The sequence below is a fragment of the Arthrobacter sp. P1_B4 genome (assembly GCF_056406555.1).
In genome coordinates this window covers 1-20,746 of sequence record NZ_JBFTZW010000057.1, presented here as the reverse complement: position 1 = coordinate 20,746, position 20,746 = coordinate 1, and the positions used below count along the sequence as shown (strand labels likewise).

19 protein-coding genes are annotated in these 20,746 nt (G+C 68.1%); 3 read left to right on the top strand and 16 right to left on the bottom strand.

The features are described 5' to 3' along the window. The 11 genes from AC1D1W_RS15240 to AC1D1W_RS15190 all read right to left on the bottom strand — a co-directional run. Positions 1 to 1,482: ABC transporter ATP-binding protein (locus AC1D1W_RS15240; protein ID WP_476944126.1), on the bottom strand; the 1,482-nt coding region annotated here is incomplete at its 3' end. Continuing rightward, positions 1,479 to 2,237, bottom strand: a complete 759-nt coding sequence (locus AC1D1W_RS15235) for an energy-coupling factor transporter transmembrane component T (RefSeq protein WP_476944125.1) — start codon at positions 2,235 to 2,237, stop codon at positions 1,479 to 1,481. The genes AC1D1W_RS15240 and AC1D1W_RS15235, both read right to left, overlap by 4 nt. A gap of 50 nt (positions 2,238 to 2,287) precedes the next feature. Next, complete coding sequence (locus tag AC1D1W_RS15230; RefSeq protein ID WP_476944124.1) at positions 2,288 to 3,109, bottom strand: ECF transporter S component; 822 nt, start codon at positions 3,107 to 3,109, stop codon at positions 2,288 to 2,290. A gap of 144 nt (positions 3,110 to 3,253) precedes the next feature. Then, positions 3,254 to 4,282 carry a nucleoside hydrolase gene (locus tag AC1D1W_RS15225; RefSeq protein ID WP_243179593.1) on the bottom strand — a complete coding sequence of 343 codons (1,029 nt, stop codon included), beginning with the start codon at positions 4,280 to 4,282 and terminating at the stop codon, positions 3,254 to 3,256. A gap of 53 nt (positions 4,283 to 4,335) precedes the next feature. Next, positions 4,336 to 5,313, bottom strand: coding sequence for an aldo/keto reductase (locus AC1D1W_RS15220; protein WP_243179303.1), 978 nt, complete (start codon positions 5,311 to 5,313; stop codon positions 4,336 to 4,338). Positions 5,314 to 5,384: 71 nt separating this feature from the next. Beyond that, entirely contained in the window at positions 5,385 to 5,603 is a 219-nt protein-coding gene (locus AC1D1W_RS15215; RefSeq protein ID WP_243179305.1) for a helix-hairpin-helix domain-containing protein, read from the bottom strand. 66 nt (positions 5,604 to 5,669) lie between these two features. After that, positions 5,670 to 6,227: a hypothetical protein gene (locus tag AC1D1W_RS15210; protein WP_028277007.1), complete on the bottom strand. Its 558-nt coding sequence runs from the start codon at positions 6,225 to 6,227 to the stop codon at positions 5,670 to 5,672. Between the two features lie 74 nt (positions 6,228 to 6,301). Then, positions 6,302 to 8,275, bottom strand: coding sequence for a 1-deoxy-D-xylulose-5-phosphate synthase (gene dxs, locus AC1D1W_RS15205; protein ID WP_476873101.1), 1,974 nt, complete (start codon positions 8,273 to 8,275; stop codon positions 6,302 to 6,304). A 218-nt stretch (positions 8,276 to 8,493) separates the two neighbouring features. Further along, a complete protein-coding gene (locus tag AC1D1W_RS15200) occupies positions 8,494 to 11,307 on the bottom strand; it encodes an aconitate hydratase (protein WP_476944123.1) in 2,814 nt (937 codons plus the stop codon). A gap of 202 nt (positions 11,308 to 11,509) precedes the next feature. After that, complete coding sequence (locus AC1D1W_RS15195; protein ID WP_476944122.1) at positions 11,510 to 12,883, bottom strand: class I SAM-dependent RNA methyltransferase; 1,374 nt, start codon at positions 12,881 to 12,883, stop codon at positions 11,510 to 11,512. Beyond that, positions 12,880 to 14,856 carry an APC family permease gene (locus AC1D1W_RS15190; protein WP_173403080.1) on the bottom strand — a complete coding sequence of 659 codons (1,977 nt, stop codon included), beginning with the start codon at positions 14,854 to 14,856 and terminating at the stop codon, positions 12,880 to 12,882. Before AC1D1W_RS15190 ends, AC1D1W_RS15195 begins: the two co-directional genes overlap by 4 nt. A gap of 154 nt (positions 14,857 to 15,010) precedes the next feature. Here AC1D1W_RS15190 and AC1D1W_RS15185 point away from each other — a divergent pair, with 154 nt between their 5' ends. Both AC1D1W_RS15185 and AC1D1W_RS15180 read left to right on the top strand, forming a co-directional pair. Next, entirely contained in the window at positions 15,011 to 15,682 is a 672-nt protein-coding gene (locus AC1D1W_RS15185) for a potassium channel family protein (RefSeq protein WP_028277003.1), read from the top strand. Continuing rightward, positions 15,683 to 16,426: a potassium channel family protein gene (locus AC1D1W_RS15180; RefSeq protein WP_018772421.1), complete on the top strand. Its 744-nt coding sequence runs from the start codon at positions 15,683 to 15,685 to the stop codon at positions 16,424 to 16,426. A gap of 82 nt (positions 16,427 to 16,508) precedes the next feature. Here AC1D1W_RS15180 and AC1D1W_RS15175 read toward each other — a convergent pair whose 3' ends face one another. From AC1D1W_RS15175 to dut, 4 genes are all read right to left on the bottom strand, one after another. Then, positions 16,509 to 17,402, bottom strand: a complete 894-nt coding sequence (locus AC1D1W_RS15175; RefSeq protein WP_476944121.1) for a DUF3159 domain-containing protein — start codon at positions 17,400 to 17,402, stop codon at positions 16,509 to 16,511. Further along, entirely contained in the window at positions 17,399 to 17,854 is a 456-nt protein-coding gene (locus tag AC1D1W_RS15170; protein ID WP_243179330.1) for a hypothetical protein, read from the bottom strand. The genes AC1D1W_RS15175 and AC1D1W_RS15170 overlap by 4 nt, the downstream gene beginning before the upstream one ends. Then, the gene (locus AC1D1W_RS15165; protein WP_476944120.1) at positions 17,847 to 18,593 is read right to left on the bottom strand and encodes a DUF3710 domain-containing protein; all 747 of its coding nucleotides are present in this window, start codon (positions 18,591 to 18,593) and stop codon (positions 17,847 to 17,849) included. The genes AC1D1W_RS15170 and AC1D1W_RS15165 overlap by 8 nt, the downstream gene beginning before the upstream one ends. Before the next feature lie 182 nt (positions 18,594 to 18,775). Next, a complete protein-coding gene (gene dut / locus AC1D1W_RS15160) occupies positions 18,776 to 19,294 on the bottom strand; it encodes a dUTP diphosphatase (RefSeq protein ID WP_230010969.1) in 519 nt (172 codons plus the stop codon). A 173-nt stretch (positions 19,295 to 19,467) separates the two neighbouring features. On the opposite strand from dut, the gene AC1D1W_RS15155 reads away from it, so the two are divergent. Further along, on the top strand, positions 19,468 to 19,953 hold the full coding sequence (locus tag AC1D1W_RS15155; RefSeq protein ID WP_476944119.1) for a DUF3093 domain-containing protein: 486 nt from the start codon (positions 19,468 to 19,470) through the stop codon (positions 19,951 to 19,953). Positions 19,954 to 20,070: 117 nt separating this feature from the next. On the opposite strand, the gene AC1D1W_RS15150 is transcribed toward AC1D1W_RS15155, so the two are convergent. Then, positions 20,071 to 20,370 carry a DUF4193 domain-containing protein gene (locus AC1D1W_RS15150; RefSeq protein WP_243179335.1) on the bottom strand — a complete coding sequence of 100 codons (300 nt, stop codon included), beginning with the start codon at positions 20,368 to 20,370 and terminating at the stop codon, positions 20,071 to 20,073. Positions 20,371 to 20,746: the final 376 nt, after the last annotated feature.

Sequence of the window (20,746 nt, the reverse complement as noted above, 5' to 3'; positions counted from 1 at the left end):
CGGTTCGTCCAGGGCCAACACCGCCGGTTCGCGGGCCAGGACCGTGGCCAGGGCGAGCAGCCGCTGCCGGGAGGCGGACAGCTCGGCCGGGTGTGCCGCCTCGGTACCGGACAGGCCCACCGCGGCCAGAGCGGCCCGGGCCTTGCCCTCGGCGGGGGCCTTTCCGGAGAGTTGCCGGAGTCCGAACGTGGCTTCCCGCAGGACGGTCCGTTCGAAGAGCTGGTCCCGGGGGTGCTGGAACAACAGGCCCACGGAAGCCGCGACCTTTCCCACCGGCACGCCGGCAATGCTGCGCCCGCAGACCAGCACGTCCCCGGCCGAGGGCCGGAGCAGTCCATTGAAGTGGCGCAGCAGTGTCGACTTGCCGGCGCCGTTGGGCCCGGTCACGGCGATGATCTCGCCAGGGCGCACGGCCAAATCCACGTCCCGGAGGACCCGGTCCTGCGCGCCGGGGCCGTGCCGCCGCGGGTCCCCAGCGTAGCCGAACCCAACCCCGCGCAGTTCCAGCGATGCCGGTCCGGGACCGGGCGCCGCGGCAGGCACCGGCCCGGGAAGGCGGGCACCGGCGGCGCCTCCTGACCCACCGAACGGTGGGGCACCGGACCCAATAGCGCCGGACCCCAGGACGCCGGACCCCAGGACGCTGGGCACAATACCGCCGGGCCCGCCTATGCCAATCACTCCGGCGCGCTCCAGTTCGGCAGAGCCGGCCAGCTGCGCCGGCGTCCCGGCAGCGGTGACCGTCCCGGCAGCGGTGACCGTCCTGCCGTCGTGCGCCGTCTGAGCGTCGAGAACCGTCCAGTGCGTGGCTTCCCCGGCGAGCCGGTCCGCCGCCTGGCTCAGGAGGACGACGCCGGTCCCGGCGCCGCAGAGGCTGCGGACCAGTGCCTCGACTTGCGCGGCTCCGGCGGCGTCCAGCGATGCCAACGGCTCGTCCAGGATGAGCACGTCCGGTTCCGCGATGACGGCGCAGCCCACGGCGAGCCGGCGCAGCTCCCCGCCGGAGAGCGTGGCCGGGTCCCGGTCCAGCAGGTGAGAGAGTCCGGTGCGGGCAGCCGTGCGCTCCACCGCGCGGAGCATGTCCTCCCGGGCCGTCGCGCGGTTTTCCAGGCCGAAGGCCAACTCCTCCGCGACCGTGGCGCGCACCGAGGAGAGCATCGCCGCGGCGTCCTGCGGAACGAAGGCCACGCGGCGGGACCACTCGGCGGGGTTGATCCGGGGGTCCTCGGGCACGCCGCGGAATTCCAGCACCGTGCCACCGAGCTCCAGGCTGCCGCGGAATTGTCCGGCGTGACCGGCCCGGAGCCAGCCGGCCAAAAGTTTGCCCAACGTGGATTTTCCGCTCCCGGACCCGCCCAGGACGGCGGTCAGGGAACCCGGCGTGACCGAGAGTGCGGCATCCCTCAGCACCGGGGCGTCATCGCCGTGGAACGTGAACGCCTCGATCCGGATCTGAAGCGCCGTGCGGGTGGCGGCCGTCATGACGCCGCCCCGGCAGGCCAGGAGGCCATAATCCCCCCGGCGACGGCGGCCGCCGCGAACACCAGCGCGGCTGCACGGAAGAGCCGCTGGGCGGGCGGGTCGGCGACTTCGCGGTAGCTGGTCCGGGGCCCCGGGCTGCCGAAGCCGCGGGCGTCGAGCGCCTGGGCCCGGCTTCCGGCGTCGTCAATCAGTGCCAGGACCAGCGGCACCATCTGCAGACGGAGGGTGCCGAGGCGGGACAGCAGGCCGCGTCCGACCACCATCCCGCGGGTTTCCTGGGCCTGCCGGATCCGGTCCAGGCGGCCCGCGACGGCGGGCAGGAGGGTGAGCGTGGAGGCCAGGACGAAGCCGAACTGCGGCGGGATCCTACGCCCGGCGAGGGCGGAGACGAGGTCGGGGACGCTCACGGTGAAGGAAAAGAGCAGGAATACCAGCACGCAGGCCGTGGTCCGGGTTCCCAGCTCCAGTGCGAAGCCCAGACCCTCGGCCGTGACCCTCGCCGGGCCCCACTGGGCCAGCACGGTCTGGCCCTCAGGGAAGAAGAGGCCGTGCAGCACCAGCAGGGACAGGCACAGGGGCGTCAGGATCACGGCTCCTGCGGTCAGGACGCGCCCCGCAATGCCATGGCGCGCGGCAAGGATCACCGCGGCGAGGGCCACGGCGACAGACAACGGCCAATACGCGGCCGCCGTCGTGACGACGGCGGCGCATACGGCGAGGGTCAGCGTGGTGAAGGGGTGCAGTCGCGGTGTCATGGTCGCTGTGTCAGTGTCGCAGGGTCGGGGTGTCCCAGCCGCCGCGGGGCTCAGGCGTCCGGTGCTGCCGGGGCCTTGCCGGCGAGCACCCGGTAGCGCCGCACGAAGGGGAACTGGAAGGTGGTGCGGCGGGGCAGGGCGTAGGCGAGCAGCGCCGCGATGGTGAAGACGATCGCCTTGTCCATGGGGTCGGAAATCAGTGCCTGCTTGGTGATGGCGGCCAGGAGGGTATCGCCCATGGCGCGGAAGGCGCTGACGATCGCCCCGGTACCCAGCCCTGACGTGCCGCCAAAGACGAACGCGGCGATCGGGGCGGAGACGACGCCGGCCAGGATGCCGGTGACGAAGCCGGCGACGGGGGCGACGTAGAAGCGGCGGAACAGGCTGCCGCGGGCGGCCATGCCGGCGAGGAAGCCGATGAGGGCGGCACCGGCGGCGAACGGCAGGACGGTGGGGTTGAAGAAGGACCAGACGATGCTGCACAGCGCGCCTGTGGCGGCGCCCGCTGCGGGTCCGGCGAGGACGGCGATCAGGACGGTGCCGATCGCGTCGATGTAGAACGGCAGGCCCGTGCTGCCCATCAGCTGTCCGAGGACCACGTTCAGGACCAGTGCCACCGGGATGAGGACCACGGTGGAGGTGGGCAGCGCCGGCAGGACGGCCGCAATCAGCAGCACTGCGCCGAGCAGGAAGCCGCCGAGGGCAACGAGGGCCGAGAAGCTGGCCGGGCCGTTGGCAATGTCGGCGGGCTGGGTCAACACCAGGAAGATGTAGGTGGCGGCGATGGCGGCGGCCCCGGCGATTTCGAGCAGGCGGCGCCTGCGGCCGGCCGCCTGTCCAGGGGCAATGATGGTGAGGGCTGGCTGTGACATGAGGGGTGTTCCTTTGGCTGGGTGCAACAAGTTCCGCCTCATGTCACCTCGGCGCAGCTACCATCCTAGCGAGCGGCGACCCTCCTAGCGATCCGCAGACTCCTGCGGGCACTCCCCGCATTGGCGCAGCCATACTGTCCGGTTTCAGCCCGTCGGCGTCCGGCGTCCCACCTCCCGGGCCAGGGCGCCGATCGAGGAAATCAATTCGTCGAAGCAGTGCCCGGGGTTGTTGTCGGAGACGATCCTGGCGTTCGGCGCCAACCCCCACAGCCCGCGGAAATCGGCCACCGTGGTACCCATCAGCAGGGGCGAATCCGTTTCGACGTCGACCGTGGCCGGCCGGGTGGCGAACGGTGTGCGCCCCGCTGCGGCGCAGGCCGCGAAGGCGTCGTGCACGTGCGCCACATAGCCTTGGTCATAGAGCCGGTGAAATTCCATATAGAAGCGCAGGGCGTCGGACAGGCACGCGACGAGGGGGTTCCCGGACCGGCTGCGCTGGCCTTCGGGCTGCTCGGGGAGGACGAGTTCGGGCTCCGGTGCACCGGCGGCCTCGCCAAGCCGGCGCAGGTGCTCCGGGTGCATCTCGATCCGCTCGGTCATTTCCAGGGCACACAGGATCGGCAGTTTGTCCTCGGGCAGGCCCCGGTAGGCGGCAAACACCTCCTTGGCGGCATGCGGATCCACCGAGGTGTTCCATTCGGCCGTCGGGGTGGTGTTGCCCTGGTAGTAGAAGCTGCCGCCCATGATCACAAGTCCCTTGAGCAGCCGGGGAAGTTCCGGTTCCCGGCGCAGGGCCAGGGCGAAGTTGGTCAGCGGTCCGGTGATCAGGCCGGTGAGCTCCCCCGGGTGCGCCCGCACCTCCTCGACCCAGACGTCGACGGCGTGCCGCGCCGAGATCTGCTGGCGCGGCGGCGGCAGCTCGGCGTAGCCGATGCCCTGCGGCCCGTGGGTCTCCTCGGTGGTGACCAGCGGGATCTCCAGCGGGACCTCGGCGCCGATGGCCACCTCGATGCCCTCGCGGCCGCACAGCTCCAGCAGGGTCAGGTTGTTCAGCGCCACCTGCCGGGCCCCGACGTTCCCGGCGGTGCACGTGATCGCCTGGATGTGGACCTCGGGCCGGGACAGCAGGTAGACCAGGGCCAGGGCGTCGTCGATCCCGGTGTCGACGTCCATCAGGATTGAATGCGTCACGGCAGGTTCCGCCGCGCCGGCGCTTGCAGCACTGTTCAGAACAGCGCCACCTTGGGCGTGCGCGGGAAGAGGTCGTCCAGCTCGGCGAGGTCGGCATGGCTGGGTTTCCAGGCCACGGCGGCGGCGTTCTGGCGTACCTGCTCCGGGGTGGTGGCGCCGGCGATGACGCTGCTGACGGACGGCTGGGCGGCCAGCCAGGAGAAGGCCACCTGGACTTCGTTGAGCCCGCGGTCGGCGGCGAACTTGCCGAAGGCACCCAGCTGTTCCCAGTCGGCGTCGTGGACCAGGTTGGTGCGGGTGTGGCTGAGCCGGCTTCCCTCGGGGGCCTGGCCGGCGGAGTATTTGCCGGTCAGCAGGCCGTTGGCGAGCGGGAAGTACGGCAGGACGCCCAGGCCGTAGGCCTCGGCTGCAGGGGTGACCTCGAGTTCGGCGCGCCGGTCCAGCAGGTTGTAGTGGTTCTGGCTGGAGATGAAGCGGGCTCCCCCGCGGGCGCGTGCCACGTACTCGGCCTCGGCGATCTGCCAGCCGGCCCGGTTGGAGTGGCCGATGTAGCGGACCTTGCCGCTGGTGACGAGGTCGTCGAGGGCCGAGAGCGTCTCGTCGATGGGCGTGAGCGGGTCCGGGGTGTGGAACTGGTAGAGGTCGATCCAGTCCGTACCGAGCCGGCGCAGCGAGGCCTCCGCCGCCTTGATGATGTAGCGGCGGGATCCGCGCGCACCGAAGTCCTCGCCGTTGGCGCCGCGCATGTCCATGCCGAACTTCGTGCCGATGACCGCATCGTCGCGGCGGGAACCGAGGGCCTTGCCGAGCATTGACTCGCTGAGGCCGGGCTCGCGGCCGTAGGCGTCCGCGACGTCAAAGAAGGTGATCCCGGCGTCGAGCGCCGCGTGCACGACGGCGTCGGTGCCTTCCTGCGATTCAGTCACGGTCCCGGACCGGCCCAGGTTGTTGCAGCCAAGTCCCACGACAGAGACGGACAGTCCGGAAGTTCCAACGCGGCGGTATTCAGTCATGGTTTTAGCCTATATCGCCCCGGCGGGTGTCCCGGCCAGGCCGCCGCGGGCGGCGGAGGAGCGGACCCCCGCTACCCTGCCGGCAGCTTCAGCCCGTGCTCGTCCATGGCGTCCTGGAGCTGCGCGAGGGTCCGGGGGCAGACGCCCGGCATCCCGGCAAGCCGGCGCCGGCCAAGCTGCACGAGGTTTTCGAGGGTCTCGATCCCGGCGTGCGCGAGCGACTTTCGCGCCGGCGCCGCGAGTCCCGCGGGCAGCGGGGTGCAGCCTGGTTTCGAGGGTTTGCGCGTCATTGCGTTGCCTTTCAGTCCGTGCCCCCAAACTGGTGTGAGCCGTGCCCGGCTCCTTGCCCGTGCTGCCTAAAGCGTGAAGCTGTTTGCCGGCTTCGGCGAGTGCTTGAGCTTGAAAGTATCCTCGCCAAACGGCGCGGCGCCAATGCTCAGTTTGGTGAAGTCGAGGTCTTCGCCGCGGATGCAGACCTTGATGGCGTTGACGGTCTTATTCACGTCCGGGGTGAGGCAGAAGATGTTGAGCCGGGCGTCGGAAAATTCGCTGCGGTCCACGATCCCCAGGCCCCGCCAGGCCAGATGGCTGATCAGGGCGTCTTTGGCTTTTTCCTCGAGGTACCGGTCGCGGCTGGTCCCCTCCTTGGTCTTCAGCGCGTACTGGGCTACTACCCAGGACTGTTCCTCCGCCGGAATTTCGGCGTAGCCGTCCTCGGCGCACTGCGCCGCGAAGGCGTCCATGAGGCGCTCCGCCGCCTCGGCGTCCGCGACGTCGGTCTCGTCCGTCTTGCTCTGGTGTCCGACGACGCCGTGGTTCATCACGAACTGGCTGTAGTCCTCATCAAACCAGGCCTCCCTGAAGTGCAGGGTGCCCTCTTCGTCACGCTTGTAAACTCTGATAATTCCACTCATATGCCAGTTCCTTCCTGGGCCGTCCGGCGCCGGATTCAGTGGCGCCCACGGGTAGTGCTCAACGGATGTGCTGGCTACAGCTGCGGGATGCTGCCGGTGCTGGGGTGTTCCTGGCCGGGCAAGGGGCGCGCAAACGGCACCTTGGTGCCCAGGACCTGGGCGACGACGTCGTGCGTGATCTGCTGGGCGGTCAGGCCCACGCGTTCGAGCACCTGGCTGCGCGTGCCGTGTTCGAGGAACTCGACCGGCAGGCCCACCTCGTTGAGGGCGGTGTCGACGCCCGCGGCACGCATCTCCTGGCGGATCCGGGAACCGACGCCGCCGGCCCGCACTCCGTCCTCAATGCAAATGACCAGGCGGTGGCGCGCGGCGAGATCGATGATGGACTGCCGGACCGGGAGGACCCAGCGCGGATCCACCACCGTGGAGCTGATGCCCTGGGCACCGAGCCGGCCGGAGACGTCCAGAGCGAGTTCTGACATGGCGCCCACGCTGACGATCAGGACGTCGTTCTCGCTCGAGCCCGCGGGCCGGCGGGCCAGCACGTCCACGCCGTCCTCCAGGCGTTCGACCGCATCGACTTCGGGGCCGACGTTGCCCTTAGAGTAGCGGAGCACGCTCGGGGCGTCTTCAATGGCCACAGCCTCGCGCAGTTCCTCCCGCAGCCGGGTGGCGTCGCGCGGCGCGGCGAGGTGCAGCCCGGGGACGATCTGGACCATGGCCATGTCCCACATGCCGTGATGGCTTGCGCCGTCGGGTCCGGTGACGCCGGCCCGGTCCAGCACGATCGTGACGCCGGCTTTGTGCAGGGCGACATCCATCAGCAGCTGGTCGAAGGCACGGTTCAGGAACGTCGCGTAGACCGCGACCACCGGGTGCAGTCCCCCGAACGCCATGCCGGCAGCCGAGGTGAGGGCGTGCTGCTCGGCGATGCCGACGTCGAACACGCGCTCCGGGTGCCGGGCGGCGAACTTGTGTAGCCCGACCGGAATCAGCATGGCACCGGTAATCCCGACGATGTCCTGGCGCTCGTCGGCGATGTCGGCGATCTCGTCGGCGAACACCGCGGTCCAGGACTTCGCGCCACCGGCCTCGGTGGGTGCGCCGGTCTCCGGATCGATGATCCCCACGGCATGGAACTGGTCCGCTTCATGGGCGCGGGCCGGGGCGTAGCCGTGGCCCTTTTCCGTCATGGCGTGCACGATCACGGGGCCGGCATAGTTCTTGGCGGTGGACAGGGCGTTTTCCATGGCCTGGAGGTCGTGGCCGTCGACGGGACCGATGTACTTCATGCCGAGGTCCTCGAACATGCCCTGCGGGGCCCACCAGTCCTTGATGCCCTTCTTCATGGCGTGCAGGCTCTTGTACGTGAACTGCCCCGCGGGGCCGCCCTTCTGCAGTTTGCGCTTCCACCACTCGAGCGTGCCTTCATAGGAGGGCGCGGCCCGGAGGGAATCGATGGTGGGGCGCAGGGACGCCAGGTAGTCGGCGAACCCGCCGACCGTTGGGGCGTAGGAGCGGCCGTTGTCGTTGACCACGATCACGACACGGCGTTTCTTGTCCGCCGCGATGTTGTTGATGGCCTCCCACGCCATGCCGCCGGTCAGGGCGCCGTCGCCCACCACCGCGACGACGAAGCGGTCGCCGTCGCCGGTCAGCTGCCGGGCGCGCGAGATGCCGTCGGCCCAGGACAGCGAGGAAGACGCGTGCGAGCTTTCGACGATGTCGTGCTCGGATTCGCCGCGGTCCGGGTAGCCGGACATGCCGCCCTGCTGGCGGAGCGTGCTGAAATCCTGCCGTCCGGTGAGGAGCTTGTGCACGTAGGACTGGTGCCCTGTGTCGAAGACAATGCTGTCGCGGGGGGAATCGAAGATCCGGTGCACCGCGATGGTGAGCTCGACGACGCCGAGGTTCGGGCCCAGGTGCCCTCCCGTCCGGGAGACGTTGCCGATCAGGAAATCCCTGACCTCGGCTGCCAGCTGATCCAGCTGCGCCCCGGACAACTTACTCAGGTCCTGCGGATTCCGGATGGTGTCCAAGATTCCCAACGGCCCCTCCTTCGGGTGGTAGACATGCCTTTTAACTCTAACGCCTCCGGGCAGGCCGCCGCGCCGGAGGCGTTCCGGCGCCCTGCACGGCCCCGCCCGCCGCTCCCCCGCTCGAGATCCAGCACCCGCGGCCGAAACCGGGAAATGCAACGGCCCCGGCCGGTCAGTGACCGGCCGGGGCCGTTGCATGCGTTACCGGAGCGTGCCCGGCAGCTCCGCTAGTGTGCGGAGATCTGGCGCAGGACGTACTGCAGGATGCCGCCGTTGCGGTAGTAGTCCGCCTCGCCCGGCGTATCGATGCGCAGCACGGCGTCGAAGGACGTGACGGAACCGTCTTCGGCGGTGGCCGTGACCTTGAGGGTCTTCGGCGTGGTGCCGTCGTTCAGGGCGGTGACGCCCTCAACTGCGTAGGTTTCCGTACCGGTCAGGCCCAGGCTGGCGGCGTTCTGGCCGGCCGGGTACTGCAGCGGGAGGACACCCATGCCGATCAGGTTGGAGCGGTGGATGCGCTCGTAGCTCTCGGCAACGACAGCCTTGACGCCCAGCAGGGCAGTGCCCTTGGCGGCCCAGTCACGGGACGAACCCGAGCCGTACTCCTTGCCGGCCAGGACCACCAGCGCGGTGCCGGCTGCCTGGTAGTTCTGCGCGGCGTCGTAGACGTAGGCCTGCGGGCCGTCGGCCTGGGTGAAGTCGCGGGTGAAGCCGCCCTCCACGCCGTCCAGGAGTTGGTTCTTGATGCGGATGTTCGCGAACGTGCCGCGGATCATGACCTCGTGGTTGCCACGGCGTGAGCCGTAGGAGTTGAAGTCCTTGCGCTCCACACCGTTGGCCAGCAGGTACTGGCCGGCCGGGGTGTCCGACTTGAAGGAACCGGCCGGGGAGATGTGGTCCGTGGTGACGGAGTCGCCCAGCTTGAGCAGCACGCGCGCACCGGTGATGTCCTGGACCGGCTCCGGCTGGGCCTTCATGCCCTCGAAGTACGGGGGCTTGCGGACGTACGTGGACTTCTCGTCCCAGGCGAAGGTGTCGCCGGCGGGGGTGTCGAGCGCCTTCCAGCGATCGTCGCCCTCAAAGACGCCTTCGTAGCCGCGGGCGAACATTTCCTTGTCGATCGAGGAATCGATGACCTGCTGGACCTCGACCGGGTTCGGCCAGATGTCCTTCAGGAAGACGTCGTTGCCGGCCTCGTCCTGGCCCAGGGCGTCGTTGTCGAAGTCGAAGTCCATGGAACCGGCTAGGGCGTAGGCGATGACCAGCGGCGGGGAGGCCAGGTAGTTCATCTTCACGTCCGGGTTGATCCGGCCTTCGAAGTTACGGTTGCCGGAGAGCACCGCGGTGACGGAGAGGTCGTTGGCCTGGATGGCCTCGGAGATCTCGGCGTCGAGCGGACCGGAGTTGCCGATGCAGGTGGCGCAGCCATAGCCCACGATGTAGAAGCCGAGCTTCTCCAGGTACGGGGTCAGGCCCGACTTGTTGTAGTAGTCGGTGACCACCTTGGAACCGGGAGCCACGGAGGTCTTGACCCACGGCTTGGACGTCAGGCCCTTGTCGACGGCGTTGCGGGCCAGCAGTGCGGCGGCCAGCATCACGGACGGGTTGGACGTGTTGGTGCAGGAGGTGATCGAGGCGATCGAGACCGCGCCGTGGTCGAGCTCGAACTCGCGTCCGTCCGCGGTCTTGACGCTGACCTTGTTGGACGGGCGGCCGTTGGACTTCGGGCCGTGCGCGTGCGGGGCCACGTCGCTCGGGTGCGACGAAGAGGCGGTGAACGAGGGCGAGTCCGAAGCCGGGAAGCTTTCGTCGATCGCTTCGTCCAGGCTTCCGTCGGCCAGGTCTTCCTTCACGTAGTTGCGCAGGTCCTCGCGGAACTGGGCCTTGGACTCCGTGAGGATGATGCGGTCCTGCGGGCGCTTCGGGCCGGAGATCGACGGAACAACCGTGGACAGGTCCAGTTCGAGGTACTCGGAGAACTTGATCTCGCGGGAGGGGTCGTGCCAGAGGCCCTGTTCCTTCGCGTACGACTCCACGAGCGCGACGTTCTCGTCGGACCGGCCGGTGAGGCGCAGGTAGTCGAGGGTGACGTCGTCGATCGGGAACATCGCGGCGGTGGAGCCGAACTCCGGGCTCATGTTGCCGATCGTTGCACGGTTGGCCAGCGGTACAGCCGCGACGCCTTCACCGTAGAACTCGACGAACTTGCCGACCACACCGTGCTTGCGCAGCTGCTCGGTGATGGTCAGGACGACGTCGGTGGCGGTGGCGCCGGCCGGGATGGAGCCGGTGAGCTTGAAGCCCACGACGCGCGGGATGAGCATGGACACGGGCTGGCCAAGCATGGCAGCCTCGGCCTCGATGCCGCCAACGCCCCAGCCCAGCACGCCCAGGCCGTTGACCATGGTGGTGTGCGAGTCGGTGCCGACGCAGGTGTCCGGGTAAGCGCGGACAACGCCGTCGACTTCACGGGTCATGACGGTGCGGGCCAGGTACTCGATGTTGACTTGGTGCACAATGCCGGTGCCCGGCGGGACGACCTTGAAGTCGTCAAATGCAGTCTGGCCCCAGCGCAGGAACTGGTAACGCTCCCCGTTGCGCTGGTATTCGATCTCCATGTTGCGCTCCAGTGCGCCGGAGTTGCCGAAGGCGTCAATCTGGACCGAGTGGTCAATGACCATTTCGGCCGGTGCCAGCGGGTTGACCCGCTTCGGGTCTCCGCCGAGCTCCTTGACGGCCTCACGCATGGTGGCGAGGTCAACGACGCACGGCACGCCGGTGAAGTCCTGCATGATCACGCGCGCCGGCGTGAACTGGATCTCGGTGTCGGGCTCGGCGCTGGGATCCCAGCCTGCCAGCGCACGGACGTGGTCGGCCGTGATGTTGGCACCGTCCTCGGTCCTCAACAGGTTTTCAAGCAATACCTTGAGGCTGAACGGAAGGTTTTCTGCACCTTCGACGGAGTTCAACCGGAAAATTTCATATTCGGTTCCGGCTACATTAAGTTTGCCTTTTGAACCGAAGCTGTCCACAATGCTCATCGCAGGACTCCTCTCGCAACAGTTTCATCTTTGCCGCGCCGCAGGACCCTTGCTAGTTAGGTCGGCCTAACTAATACAGGCATCGGTACATCAAGGTACGCAATGCAGGTAAGAAACGCAGGGAACGGCCGATCAACGCCAGTCCATTAACAGCAATGGTGATGGAGCGCGACGACGGACTACTACGCCCATCCTAGTGGCATCACGGTTGGGGAGTCAGTAACGCCACAGTCTCCATGTGGTGGGTGTGCGGATAGAGGTCGAAGGCACGCAGCCCGGCCATGCCCCAACCGCCCTGCCGGAAGTAGCCGAGGTCGCGGGCGAACGACGCCGGATCGCAGGAGACGTAGGCAACGGCCCGGGGACCGGCGTCGATCAGCTGTTTGACTACCGCCTTGCCGGCACCTGCGCGTGGCGGGTCCAGGATCAGGGCGTCGAAGTTGCGGGGTTTCTGCCGCAGCACGCGCTCCACACGGCCCTGGACGATCTCGACCTGGGCGGCGTCGTGCAGGTTCTTGCGTGCATCGCGGCTGGTTCCGGGTGCTCCCTCGACAGAGAGCACGGATCCGGTCACGCCCACGGCATCGGCCAGCGGTGCCGTGAACAGTCCGGCCCCGGCGTACAGGTCCGCCACCACCGAGCCCGGCGCGAGGTAGCCGCCGTCGTGCAGGAAACCGGTGACGGCGCCGACGAGTGTCTCCGGGGCATCCCGGTGGATCTGCCAGAAGCCGTCGCCGGTAACCCGGTACTCGTGGCCCGCGGCGGACTCCTGGACGTAGGTGCGGCCGCGCAACTGCAGCACCTCGCCGGTGGCCGGGTCCAGGCTGGCGACCGAGACGTCGTCGGGCAGCTGGGCCAGGATGCCGCTGAGCCGCTTGGACCGGGTTCCCGGGGCTGGGACCAGCAGCACCAGCGGCCGGGAGCCGTTCGCCGGGGCGGCAACCTCGACCCGGTCGATGCCCTGCAGGTCGATGTCCCAGAGCCGGAGCGCGTTGATCCCGTCCACGGCCAGCGGCATGTCGCGCACGGGCAGGATGGCATCGGAGCGGTGGGCGTGCATGCCGAGCTTGCCGGCCGCCGTCACGGCGAAGCCGGCACGCGTCCGCCAGCCCAGGCCGGACGCGGCCGGCTCCCCCGCGGCCGTGCCGACGGCTTCGACTGTGAGCTGCCCCGCCGGCGCAAGTTCGACGCCGGCCAGCCGCTTTAGCTGTTCGGCCAGGACCTCGGCTTTGAGGCTGCGCTGGCGCGCCAGGGAGATGTGGCCGAGTTCGGCGCCGCCGACGGGCGGGTGCCGGTGCGACCAGGAACGCGCGGAATCGGCGAGGTCCCAGAAGTGCGGCACCCGGTCCGGGGAGGGCTCCAGTACCTCCACCACATCGGCGCGCCAGAATTTCGCGGCCGGGCCGTCGTCAGTGAGCCGGACACGGACCTTTTCGGCGGGAATCCCGTGCCGGACGAAGATGACGCGTCCCTCGTGCCGGGCAACGCAGTGCCCGCCGTGGGCGACGGGTCCGACGTCGAGCGTCAGTTCGGTGCGGGTATCGGTGTGGGCGTGCGTCCGTGTGTCGTGGGTCATTGGATATCCTGCAGGTTCTTGGCTTCTTCGGACGATTTCAGCTGCCACGGCACACTACACACCATGACCCCGGGCTCGAAGTGCAGCCGGGTTTTGATGCGCAGCGCGGTCTGGTTGTGGACGAGTTGCTCCCACCATTTGCCCACGACGTACTCCGGGATGTAGACCACGATCAGGTCGCGCGGCGAATCGCGGCGCATGTTCTTGATGTAGTCCATGATCGGGGTCACCGTTTCGCGGAACGGGCTGGCCAGCACGGTTAGGGGTACCGGGATTTCGAGCTTCTCCCAGTCCGCAACTGTCGCCTCGGTTTCCTCGGAGCTGATGTCCACGGTAATGGCGTCCAGCCGCGACGGGCGGGAGGCCCGGGCGTAGGCGAGGGCGCGCAGAACCGGCTTGCGCACGTGCGAGACGAGCAGCACCGCGTGCACCCGGGTGGGTAGGGCGCGCGGCGAGGAGTCCTCGTCGACGGCGAGTTCCTTGGCCACGTTGTCATAGTGCGCCCGGATGCTCCACATGATCAGGAACAGCACGAACATCGCCAGCAGCGCGATCCAGGCGCCCTGCGAGAACTTGGTGATCAGGACGATCACCAAGACCAGGGCGGTCATGCAGAAGCCCACCGTGTTGATGGTCCGGGACTTGATGATGCGCAACCGCACGGCAGGTTCCTTGGAAAGCTTCAGCTCCCGGCCCCAGTGCCGGATCATGCCCAGCTGGCTCATCGTGAAGGAGATGAAGACGCCCACGATGTAGAGCTGGATGAGCTTTGTGACGTCGGCGTTGAAGGCGATGATGAGCACCAGGGCGCCGGCCGCCAGGGCCAGGACGCCGTTGCTGAAGGCCAGCCGGTCGCCACGGGTGCGCAGCTGGCGCGGCAGGTAGCCGTCCTGCGCCAGGATCGAGCCGAGCACCGGAAAACCGTTGAACGCCGTGTTGGAGGCGAACACCAGGATGACGCCGGTGGCGGCCACCACGATATAGAACGGGATGGAGCCCTCGCCGAAGACGGTCTGCGCGATCTGGCTGATGGCCGGGTTCTGGATGTAGCCCTCTTCCAACGGTTTGCCGTTCAGCAGGAATTCGGTCGCCGGGTCCAGCACGATGTGCACTTTGGTGGCGTTGGCCAGGTAGATGATGCCCGCGAGCATGGCCGAGGCAATCACGCCCAGCAGCAGCAGCGTGGTGGCCGCGTTCTTGCTCTTCGGCTTCTGGAAGTTGGGCACACCGTTGCTGATGGCTTCGACGCCGGTCAGGGCCGCCGCGCCGGAGGAGAAGGCACGCAGCAGCAGGAACGCGCCGGCCAGACCGACAAGTCCTTCGTCGAAGCCCGGCTCAGGCACAATCTCGAACGCCGCCGACGGTGCCTGCCCCAGCTGGCCGGTTGCGGCCTGGAAGACCCCGACGGCGGTCATGCCCAGGATCGAGGCCATGAAGATGTAGGTCGGGACGGCGAAGACGCTGCCCGCCTCCTTGATCCCGCGCAGGTTCACGAGGGCCAGGATGATGACGCCGATCGTGGCAATCGCCGCCTGCTGCCCGTGCAGCGAGGGCACGGCGGTGGTCAGGTACGTCGCGGCCGACGACATGGACACAGCCACCGTCAGCACATAGTCGACCAGCAGCGCCGAGGCCACGGTGAGGCCGGCGAACTTGCCCAGGTTGACGTTGGCAATCTCGTAATCGCCGCCGCCGGAGGGGTAGGCGTGGACGTTCTGGCGGTAGGAGGCCACGACGGTCAGAAGCACCACCATGACGGCGAGGCCCACCCACGGAGCGATGGCGACCGCGCTCACGCCGGCCAGGGCCAGGGTCAGGAGGATTTCATCCGGGGCATAGGCCACCGAGGACAGCGCGTCCGAGGCGAAAATGGGCAGCGCGATCCGCTTCGGCAAGAGCGTGTGGGCCAGACGGTCGTTCCGGAAGGGCTTGCCTACCAGCACCCGCTTCACGGCATTGAAAATTGTCAGCACCACACAAAGCTAGTCTGATTCGGACGCGATGTCATGACGGCGAAGTTGGCGTCCGCAAGGACGTCGGCCGGCGCCCCGTGGCCGTGGCCTTCCGGCACCGCGTGGCCGGTAGAGTTTTACGCAGTATCAGACGCAGAACCAAGAGGAGGCCCTTGTGGCGCACTTCGTGATCATGGGTTGTGGCCGTGTCGGGTCAACCCTGGCACACACGCTCGAGGACGCCGGTCATTCGGTGGCCATCATCGACCAGGATGACCGCGCCTTCCGGCGGCTCCGCACCGGGTTTTCCGGACGGAAGGTCACGGGGGTCGGGTTTGACCGCGAGACGATGAAGCGGGCAGGCGTCGAGGAGGCCTATGCCTTCGCGGCCGTTTCCAGCGGCGACAACTCCAACATCCTCGCCACCCGGGTGGCGCGGGAGACTTTCCACGTTCCCCATGTGGTCGCCAGGATCTACGATCCGGGCCGCGCCGAAATCTACCAGCGCCTCGGCATTCCCACGGTCGCCGCGGTCCGCTGGAGCGCCGACCAGGTGCTGCGCCGCATCCTGCCCGAACAGCACATCGCCGGCGACTACCGGGAGCCCTCGGGCCGGCTGGTCCTCGCCGAAGTTGACCTTAACCCGGACTGGATCGGGCACCCGATCTCCTCGATCGAGAAGGCGGCCGGCATCCGGATCGCGTATCTGACCCGGTTCGGCGAGGGCATGCTGCCCGTTGCCGGCACGTCCTACCAGGACGGCGACACCGTCCACGCCATGCTGAACGTGGACCGGAGCTCGGAAATCGGCCATATTCTCGCCAAATCCCCTGCCAAGGAGTCCTGAGTGAAAGTCGTCATCGTCGGTGCCGGAAGCGTCGGGTCCTCGATCGCCCGCGAGTTGTTGGCCCACAAGCACGAAATCCTGCTGATCGACGAGAAGCCGGAGGTCATCGGCCGGAGCGGGCTGCGCGGAGCCCACTGGCTGGTCGGTGATGCCTGCGAGCTGAGCACGCTGCAGGACGCCAAACTCGAGGACGCCGACGTCGTGGTCTCCGCCACCGGTGACGACAAGGTCAACCTGGTGGTCTCGCTCCTGGCCAAAACGGAATTCGGCGTCGGGCGTACCGTCGGCCGGGTCAACAACCCCAAGAACGACTGGATGTTCGACGACTCCTGGGGCGTCGACGTCGCGGTCAACACCCCGCAGCTGATGACCGCCCTGGTGGAGGAGGCGGTGGAGATCGGTGACCTGGTGCGGCTGCTGACACTGCAGACCGGGGTGTCCTCGCTGGTGGAGTTCACGGTCCCGCACGACTCGCATGTGATCGGGCTGACCGTGGGCGATGTCCAGTGGCCCGAGGACGCCACCCTCGTTGCGATCCTGCGGGACCAGGCGCCCATCACGCCGAGCCGCGACGACGTGATCGACGGCGGCGACGAACTGTTCTTTGTCACCACGATCGCGGCCGAGGACGACCTCCGCGCCCTGCTGGCGCCCGAATCACCGCTGGAGGACCAGCACCCGGTGACCTCGGACCAGCACGGCCACGGCACCCAGCCGGCCGGGGACGACGGCTTCGACGGCTGATCCGTTCCGCTCCCAATAGTTGCGCTACCAGATATGGCCGTTCCCGAAGTTTGGGAACGGCCATATCTGATAGCGCATCGGGTCAGTTGGCCTCTGGGGCCGCGGCGGGCACCGGGGCCGGCCGGGTGATCAGCCAGGCAACCCAGATGCCGAGGATGTACAGCGGGGCGCCCATGAGGAGCCTGGTGGTGGCGAGGGCGGCGAGGCCCTGCTCGCCCATGAAGTAGAGCGGCACCTGCACCACGAGCCGCAGGACCAGCACGGCAACGATCACCCACGTGCCGATGCTGTACGCCCTGATCCGCTTCGGGTCCTTGCGCCATTCCAGGCCCTCGTTGCGGATGAAGCCGAAGAGCAGGCCGGCGATCGGCCAGCGCACGAACACGGAGATCGACATTGCCAGGATGTAGCCGACGTTGGTGAAGAACCCCAGGACGTAGAAGTTCTCTGCTTTGCCGGTCGAGGTGGCCAGCCAGGCGGAGAGGCCGACGCCGATGAAGCCGGCGAGAGCCTGCGTCAGTGGTTTGCGCTGAACCAGCCGCGCCACGGTGAAGACGGCGGCCACCGCCAGGGAGGCCGTGACGGCCATCGCCAGGTTTTCCCGGTCGATGGTGAAGGCAATCAGGAAGACCAGGCCCGGGAGGATGCTCTCGGCGATGCCCTGGATGCCGCCGGCGCTTCTAAGCACGTCAATGTTGCCGTTGCTCGACCGGTGCAGGCCGGCCTTGGCCGCGTAGTCCCCGGCAAGCTGAGCGACAGTTGGCGCGGCGGTTGTGGGCTGGGCGGTTGTGGGCTGGGCGGTTGTGGGCTGGGCGGCTGTGGGCTGGGCGGTTGTGGGCTGGGCGGTGGTGGGCTCGGAAGTCACGGGTGCGGAGATGTCCCGGCCGCCGTCCGCGGATTCCGCCGGCTCCTGCCGGTCGGTGTCTTGCTGAGGCCGCTCCGGGCGGTCCCGCTCGGGGTGTTCGGGCAAGGTCATTGCTCCTCCTGGCGGGAGAGTATTTCGTAGCGTGGGTTGAAGATCGTGGGCAGCCCGTCGCGGATGGTGACCATGCCCTCGAGCCGGAGCTCTGTTCCGGCGTCGACGCCGGGGATCCGGCGCCGGCCCAGCCAAACAACGCGCAGCCGCTCCTTGGGACCGGCCGGCCGCTGGCGCTGAGCGCCGGGGCGCACCCGGTGTGTTGATACCCCGTTGACCGGCAGGCTGCTGGCCGCCCCGGCACCGGAGCCGGCTTTGGCACCAAAACCCGGGAAACGGCTGACGGGCGCAGGTAGGTCGTGATCGATCAGGATCGCAATGAAGGAAGCCACCTGGTTGGCGGGCACGTACGTGACGGACTCGATGAAGCCGTGGCACAGCACCCGCCCGCGGTCCGGCAAGTCCCGGACGGACATGGCGGCGGTGGCTTTCTTGCCGGCGGCATCAGCCAATCTGAGTTATCTCCGGTCCGCGTTCGGGCTGTTCGAATTCGGGGGCCGCCTGCGGCGACGGTGCAGCGGCGCTGTCCTTGGGCAGGCGCAGCTGCAGCAAGTCACGCGGCGGCATGGGGTTCTCGCCGCGGACCACGACGATCTTCCGGAAGAGCCCCTCCAGTCCGGCCGCCGCGTCGCGGTCAAGGGCTGCCTCGCCGCCGAAGACTCCGCGGAGGAACCAGCGCGGGCCATCGACGCCGATGAACCGGGCCACGCGGTACCCCTGGCTGCCGTCCGCGCCGCCGGCGGGAAGCTTCGCCACGAGTTCGGTGCCGAAGCTGCCCTCGACTTCCTCGACCTGGCCGCCCTGGCTGCCGACCGACTGCCCGATCTGCTCACGGATTTCATCCCACAGGCCCTCGGAGCGGGGGGCGGCGAAGGCCTGCAGCTGAAGGCTCGATCCCTCCAGGTCCATGGTGACGGCGACGACGCGCTGGCTCGCCTCTTCAACCTCCAAGCGGAGCTGGAGTCCCTCCCGGGGTGCGATCAGCAGCGCACCGAGGTCCACATACCCGTCCTGGTCGTCGATTTCCGAGACGTCGAAGGGGCCCGTCGCGGCCCGGCCGGCGGTTTTGGCAACGTTCCCGGCCGGTGTCGCGGCGGCGTCACCAGCAGCTTCCGTGGCCACAGCGTTCTGGTCCGTATCGGCCCCGGTCGGCTGCTCCTGTTTGGCTTTCCTGCCGCGCCCAAAAACCATGGGGTGTCTCCTTCAGTTGTGATCCTGTACCGCCGCCCGGCGCCGTCCTGGCGCCTGTCCGCGTGGCCGCCCGCTACCCCGCGGCCGGCTCCTTATTCCGTGCATCATTGACTGCATGTGCTGCGGTGCCTGCGGCACTGCTGAAACGCAGTTGGCTCCCGTGGTGTTGCCGGGGCCTGCGCTCAGGCCGGTCCGCCGAAACCGCCGGTGGAGCCGAAGCCTCCCCCGCCGCGGACGGAGCCGTCGAGCTCCTCGACCGGGAGGAACCTGGCGTACTCCACGCGCTGAATGACCATTTGTGCAATTCTATCGCCGCGGCGGAGCTCGATCGCCTCGTCCCGGTCCGTATTGAGCAGTGTCACCGCGATTTCACCGCGGTAGCCGGCGTCCACGGTCCCCGGGGCGTTCACCACCGTGAGTCCGTGCTTGGTGGCGAGGCCGGACCGGGGGTGGATCAGCGCAACGAATCCATCCGGGAGCGCAATCGAGACGCCTGTCGGGACGAGGCGGCGCTCCCCCGGGGCGAGGACGACGTCCTCGCGGGCACGAAGGTCAGCGCCCGCGTCGCCCGGGTGCGCGTACGATGGCGGCTCGAGCCCGTCGTCGAGCATTTTCAGCTGTACCGTCAAGGTGGGCGTTCCGTAGGCTGCGTCGCTGGCCGTTGGGGCGGCACTGGCGACGGCGGTGTTTTCTTCAGTCACAGTCCCTCACTCTAACGCCCGCAAGGAACATCGTCCTAGCCGCCGCCGGCCTGCCCGCGCACGCCGCCCGCGGGACTGGTACGCGGTGGATGCGGGTGAATGCGGGTGGATCCAGGGCTGGAGCCGGGCGGGGCCGAGGTGAAATAGCCCGGGAAAGATGAAAAGCTGTGCTTATGCCCGAATCCAGCGCAGCCGCGCCTGCCCCGAAGAGCGCCCCGAGCGACTCCACTGCCCTTTACTCCGAGAAGCTTTGGCCGAACTTCTGGATCTGGCTGGTTGCGGCGGGGTTCTCCAGCGCCGGGATCCTCATGCTGGCGCCCATCAGCATCTGGGCCGGTATTACCGCAGCGATCGTGCTCTTCGTCATCATCTCCGTGCTGCTGGTCCTGTCCACGCCGTCAATCACGGTCACGAGGACCACCCTGAAGGTGGGCAGGGCCACGATTGATCGCGGGTTCCTGGGCAAGGCCACGGCGTTCCGGGGCAAAGAAGCGACGGCGGAGCGGGGCACCCGGCTCAATGGGCTGGCGTTCCTGTGTATCCGCGGCTGGGTGGATCCGGTGGTCCGGATCCAGATCCAGGACCCCTCGGACCGCACCCCGTACTGGCTGGCGTCCAGCCGCCACCCGGAGCAACTGATCGCCGCGCTCAACGCTTAGTTCCCACCGCCTCCTGCACGGCTCTCCCCAACTCCCAGAGGGGACCTCACGTCGCCCCCTCCCCGGTCCTGAGATGCGTGCCCGGAATCCGGGTTCCTGGTCAGGACTGCCGCGCGCCTAGCCCTCGCAATCCTTGCAGTACTTGAGGCCGTCCTTTTCGCGGGCAATCTGCGAACGGTGGCGGACGAGGAAGCAGGAGGCACACGTGAATTCGTCAGCCTGAGCGGGCAGGACCCGGACCAGCAGTTCCTCCCCGGACAGGTCCGCGCCGGGAAGTTCGTAGCCTTCGGCGAGGTCGGACTCATCTTCATCCACCACGGCGGAAGGCTTCTCCGTACGCCGCGCCTTCAGAGCCTCAATCGAATCCTCGCTGATGTCTTCTTCGGTCTTACGCGGCGCATCGTAATCAGTCGCCATTATTTGTTGCTCACACTCCGCATTCGTTCGATTGATTCGCCGTTCCAGGATGGCCCGCCGGGATGGTAACCCTGGGCTCCGGGAACGGTTCACCGTTGTAACGCCGGACATGCGGTTTTTGTGCCCGGTGTCGGGTCATTTTTGCTTAAGCGCCTCCCGAATGCCAGAGCCCACCGGTCCCCTCGCCCCGATCTCTCCCGCAGACCGGCAAAAACCGGCGGAAAGTAGCGGAAAATCACGGCGCGCCTGCCGTCCTAAGCCGAAATGCATCCGGCTGGTGGCAGAGTTTCGATTGTTAGTAATGCCAGGGTGGAGGATTTGTATGCAGGATCTACGGCTTGTAGGCGTCCACGACGACGGAGAGCATCTCCTGTTG

What these genes read in the sequence shown, in the direction of transcription:
- AC1D1W_RS15235 (WP_476944125.1), bottom strand. Translation starts at nt 2,237, where the DNA reads ATGACACCGCGACTGCACCCCTTCACCACGCTGACCCTCGCCGTATGC.
- AC1D1W_RS15230 (WP_476944124.1), bottom strand. Translation starts at nt 3,109, where the DNA reads ATGTCACAGCCAGCCCTCACCATCATTGCCCCTGGACAGGCGGCCGGC.
- AC1D1W_RS15225 (WP_243179593.1), bottom strand. Translation starts at nt 4,282, where the DNA reads ATGGACGTCGACACCGGGATCGACGACGCCCTGGCCCTGGTCTACCTG.
- AC1D1W_RS15220 (WP_243179303.1), bottom strand. Translation starts at nt 5,313, where the DNA reads ATGACTGAATACCGCCGCGTTGGAACTTCCGGACTGTCCGTCTCTGTC.
- AC1D1W_RS15215 (WP_243179305.1), bottom strand. Translation starts at nt 5,603, where the DNA reads ATGACGCGCAAACCCTCGAAACCAGGCTGCACCCCGCTGCCCGCGGGA.
- AC1D1W_RS15210 (WP_028277007.1), bottom strand. Translation starts at nt 6,227, where the DNA reads ATGAGTGGAATTATCAGAGTTTACAAGCGTGACGAAGAGGGCACCCTG.
- AC1D1W_RS15200 (WP_476944123.1), bottom strand. Translation starts at nt 11,307, where the DNA reads ATGAGCATTGTGGACAGCTTCGGTTCAAAAGGCAAACTTAATGTAGCC.
- AC1D1W_RS15195 (WP_476944122.1), bottom strand. Translation starts at nt 12,883, where the DNA reads ATGACCCACGACACACGGACGCACGCCCACACCGATACCCGCACCGAA.
- AC1D1W_RS15175 (WP_476944121.1), bottom strand. Translation starts at nt 17,402, where the DNA reads ATGACCTTGCCCGAACACCCCGAGCGGGACCGCCCGGAGCGGCCTCAG.
- AC1D1W_RS15165 (WP_476944120.1), bottom strand. Translation starts at nt 18,593, where the DNA reads ATGGTTTTTGGGCGCGGCAGGAAAGCCAAACAGGAGCAGCCGACCGGG.
- AC1D1W_RS15155 (WP_476944119.1), top strand. Translation starts at nt 19,468, where the DNA reads ATGCCCGAATCCAGCGCAGCCGCGCCTGCCCCGAAGAGCGCCCCGAGC.
- AC1D1W_RS15150 (WP_243179335.1), bottom strand. Translation starts at nt 20,370, where the DNA reads ATGGCGACTGATTACGATGCGCCGCGTAAGACCGAAGAAGACATCAGC.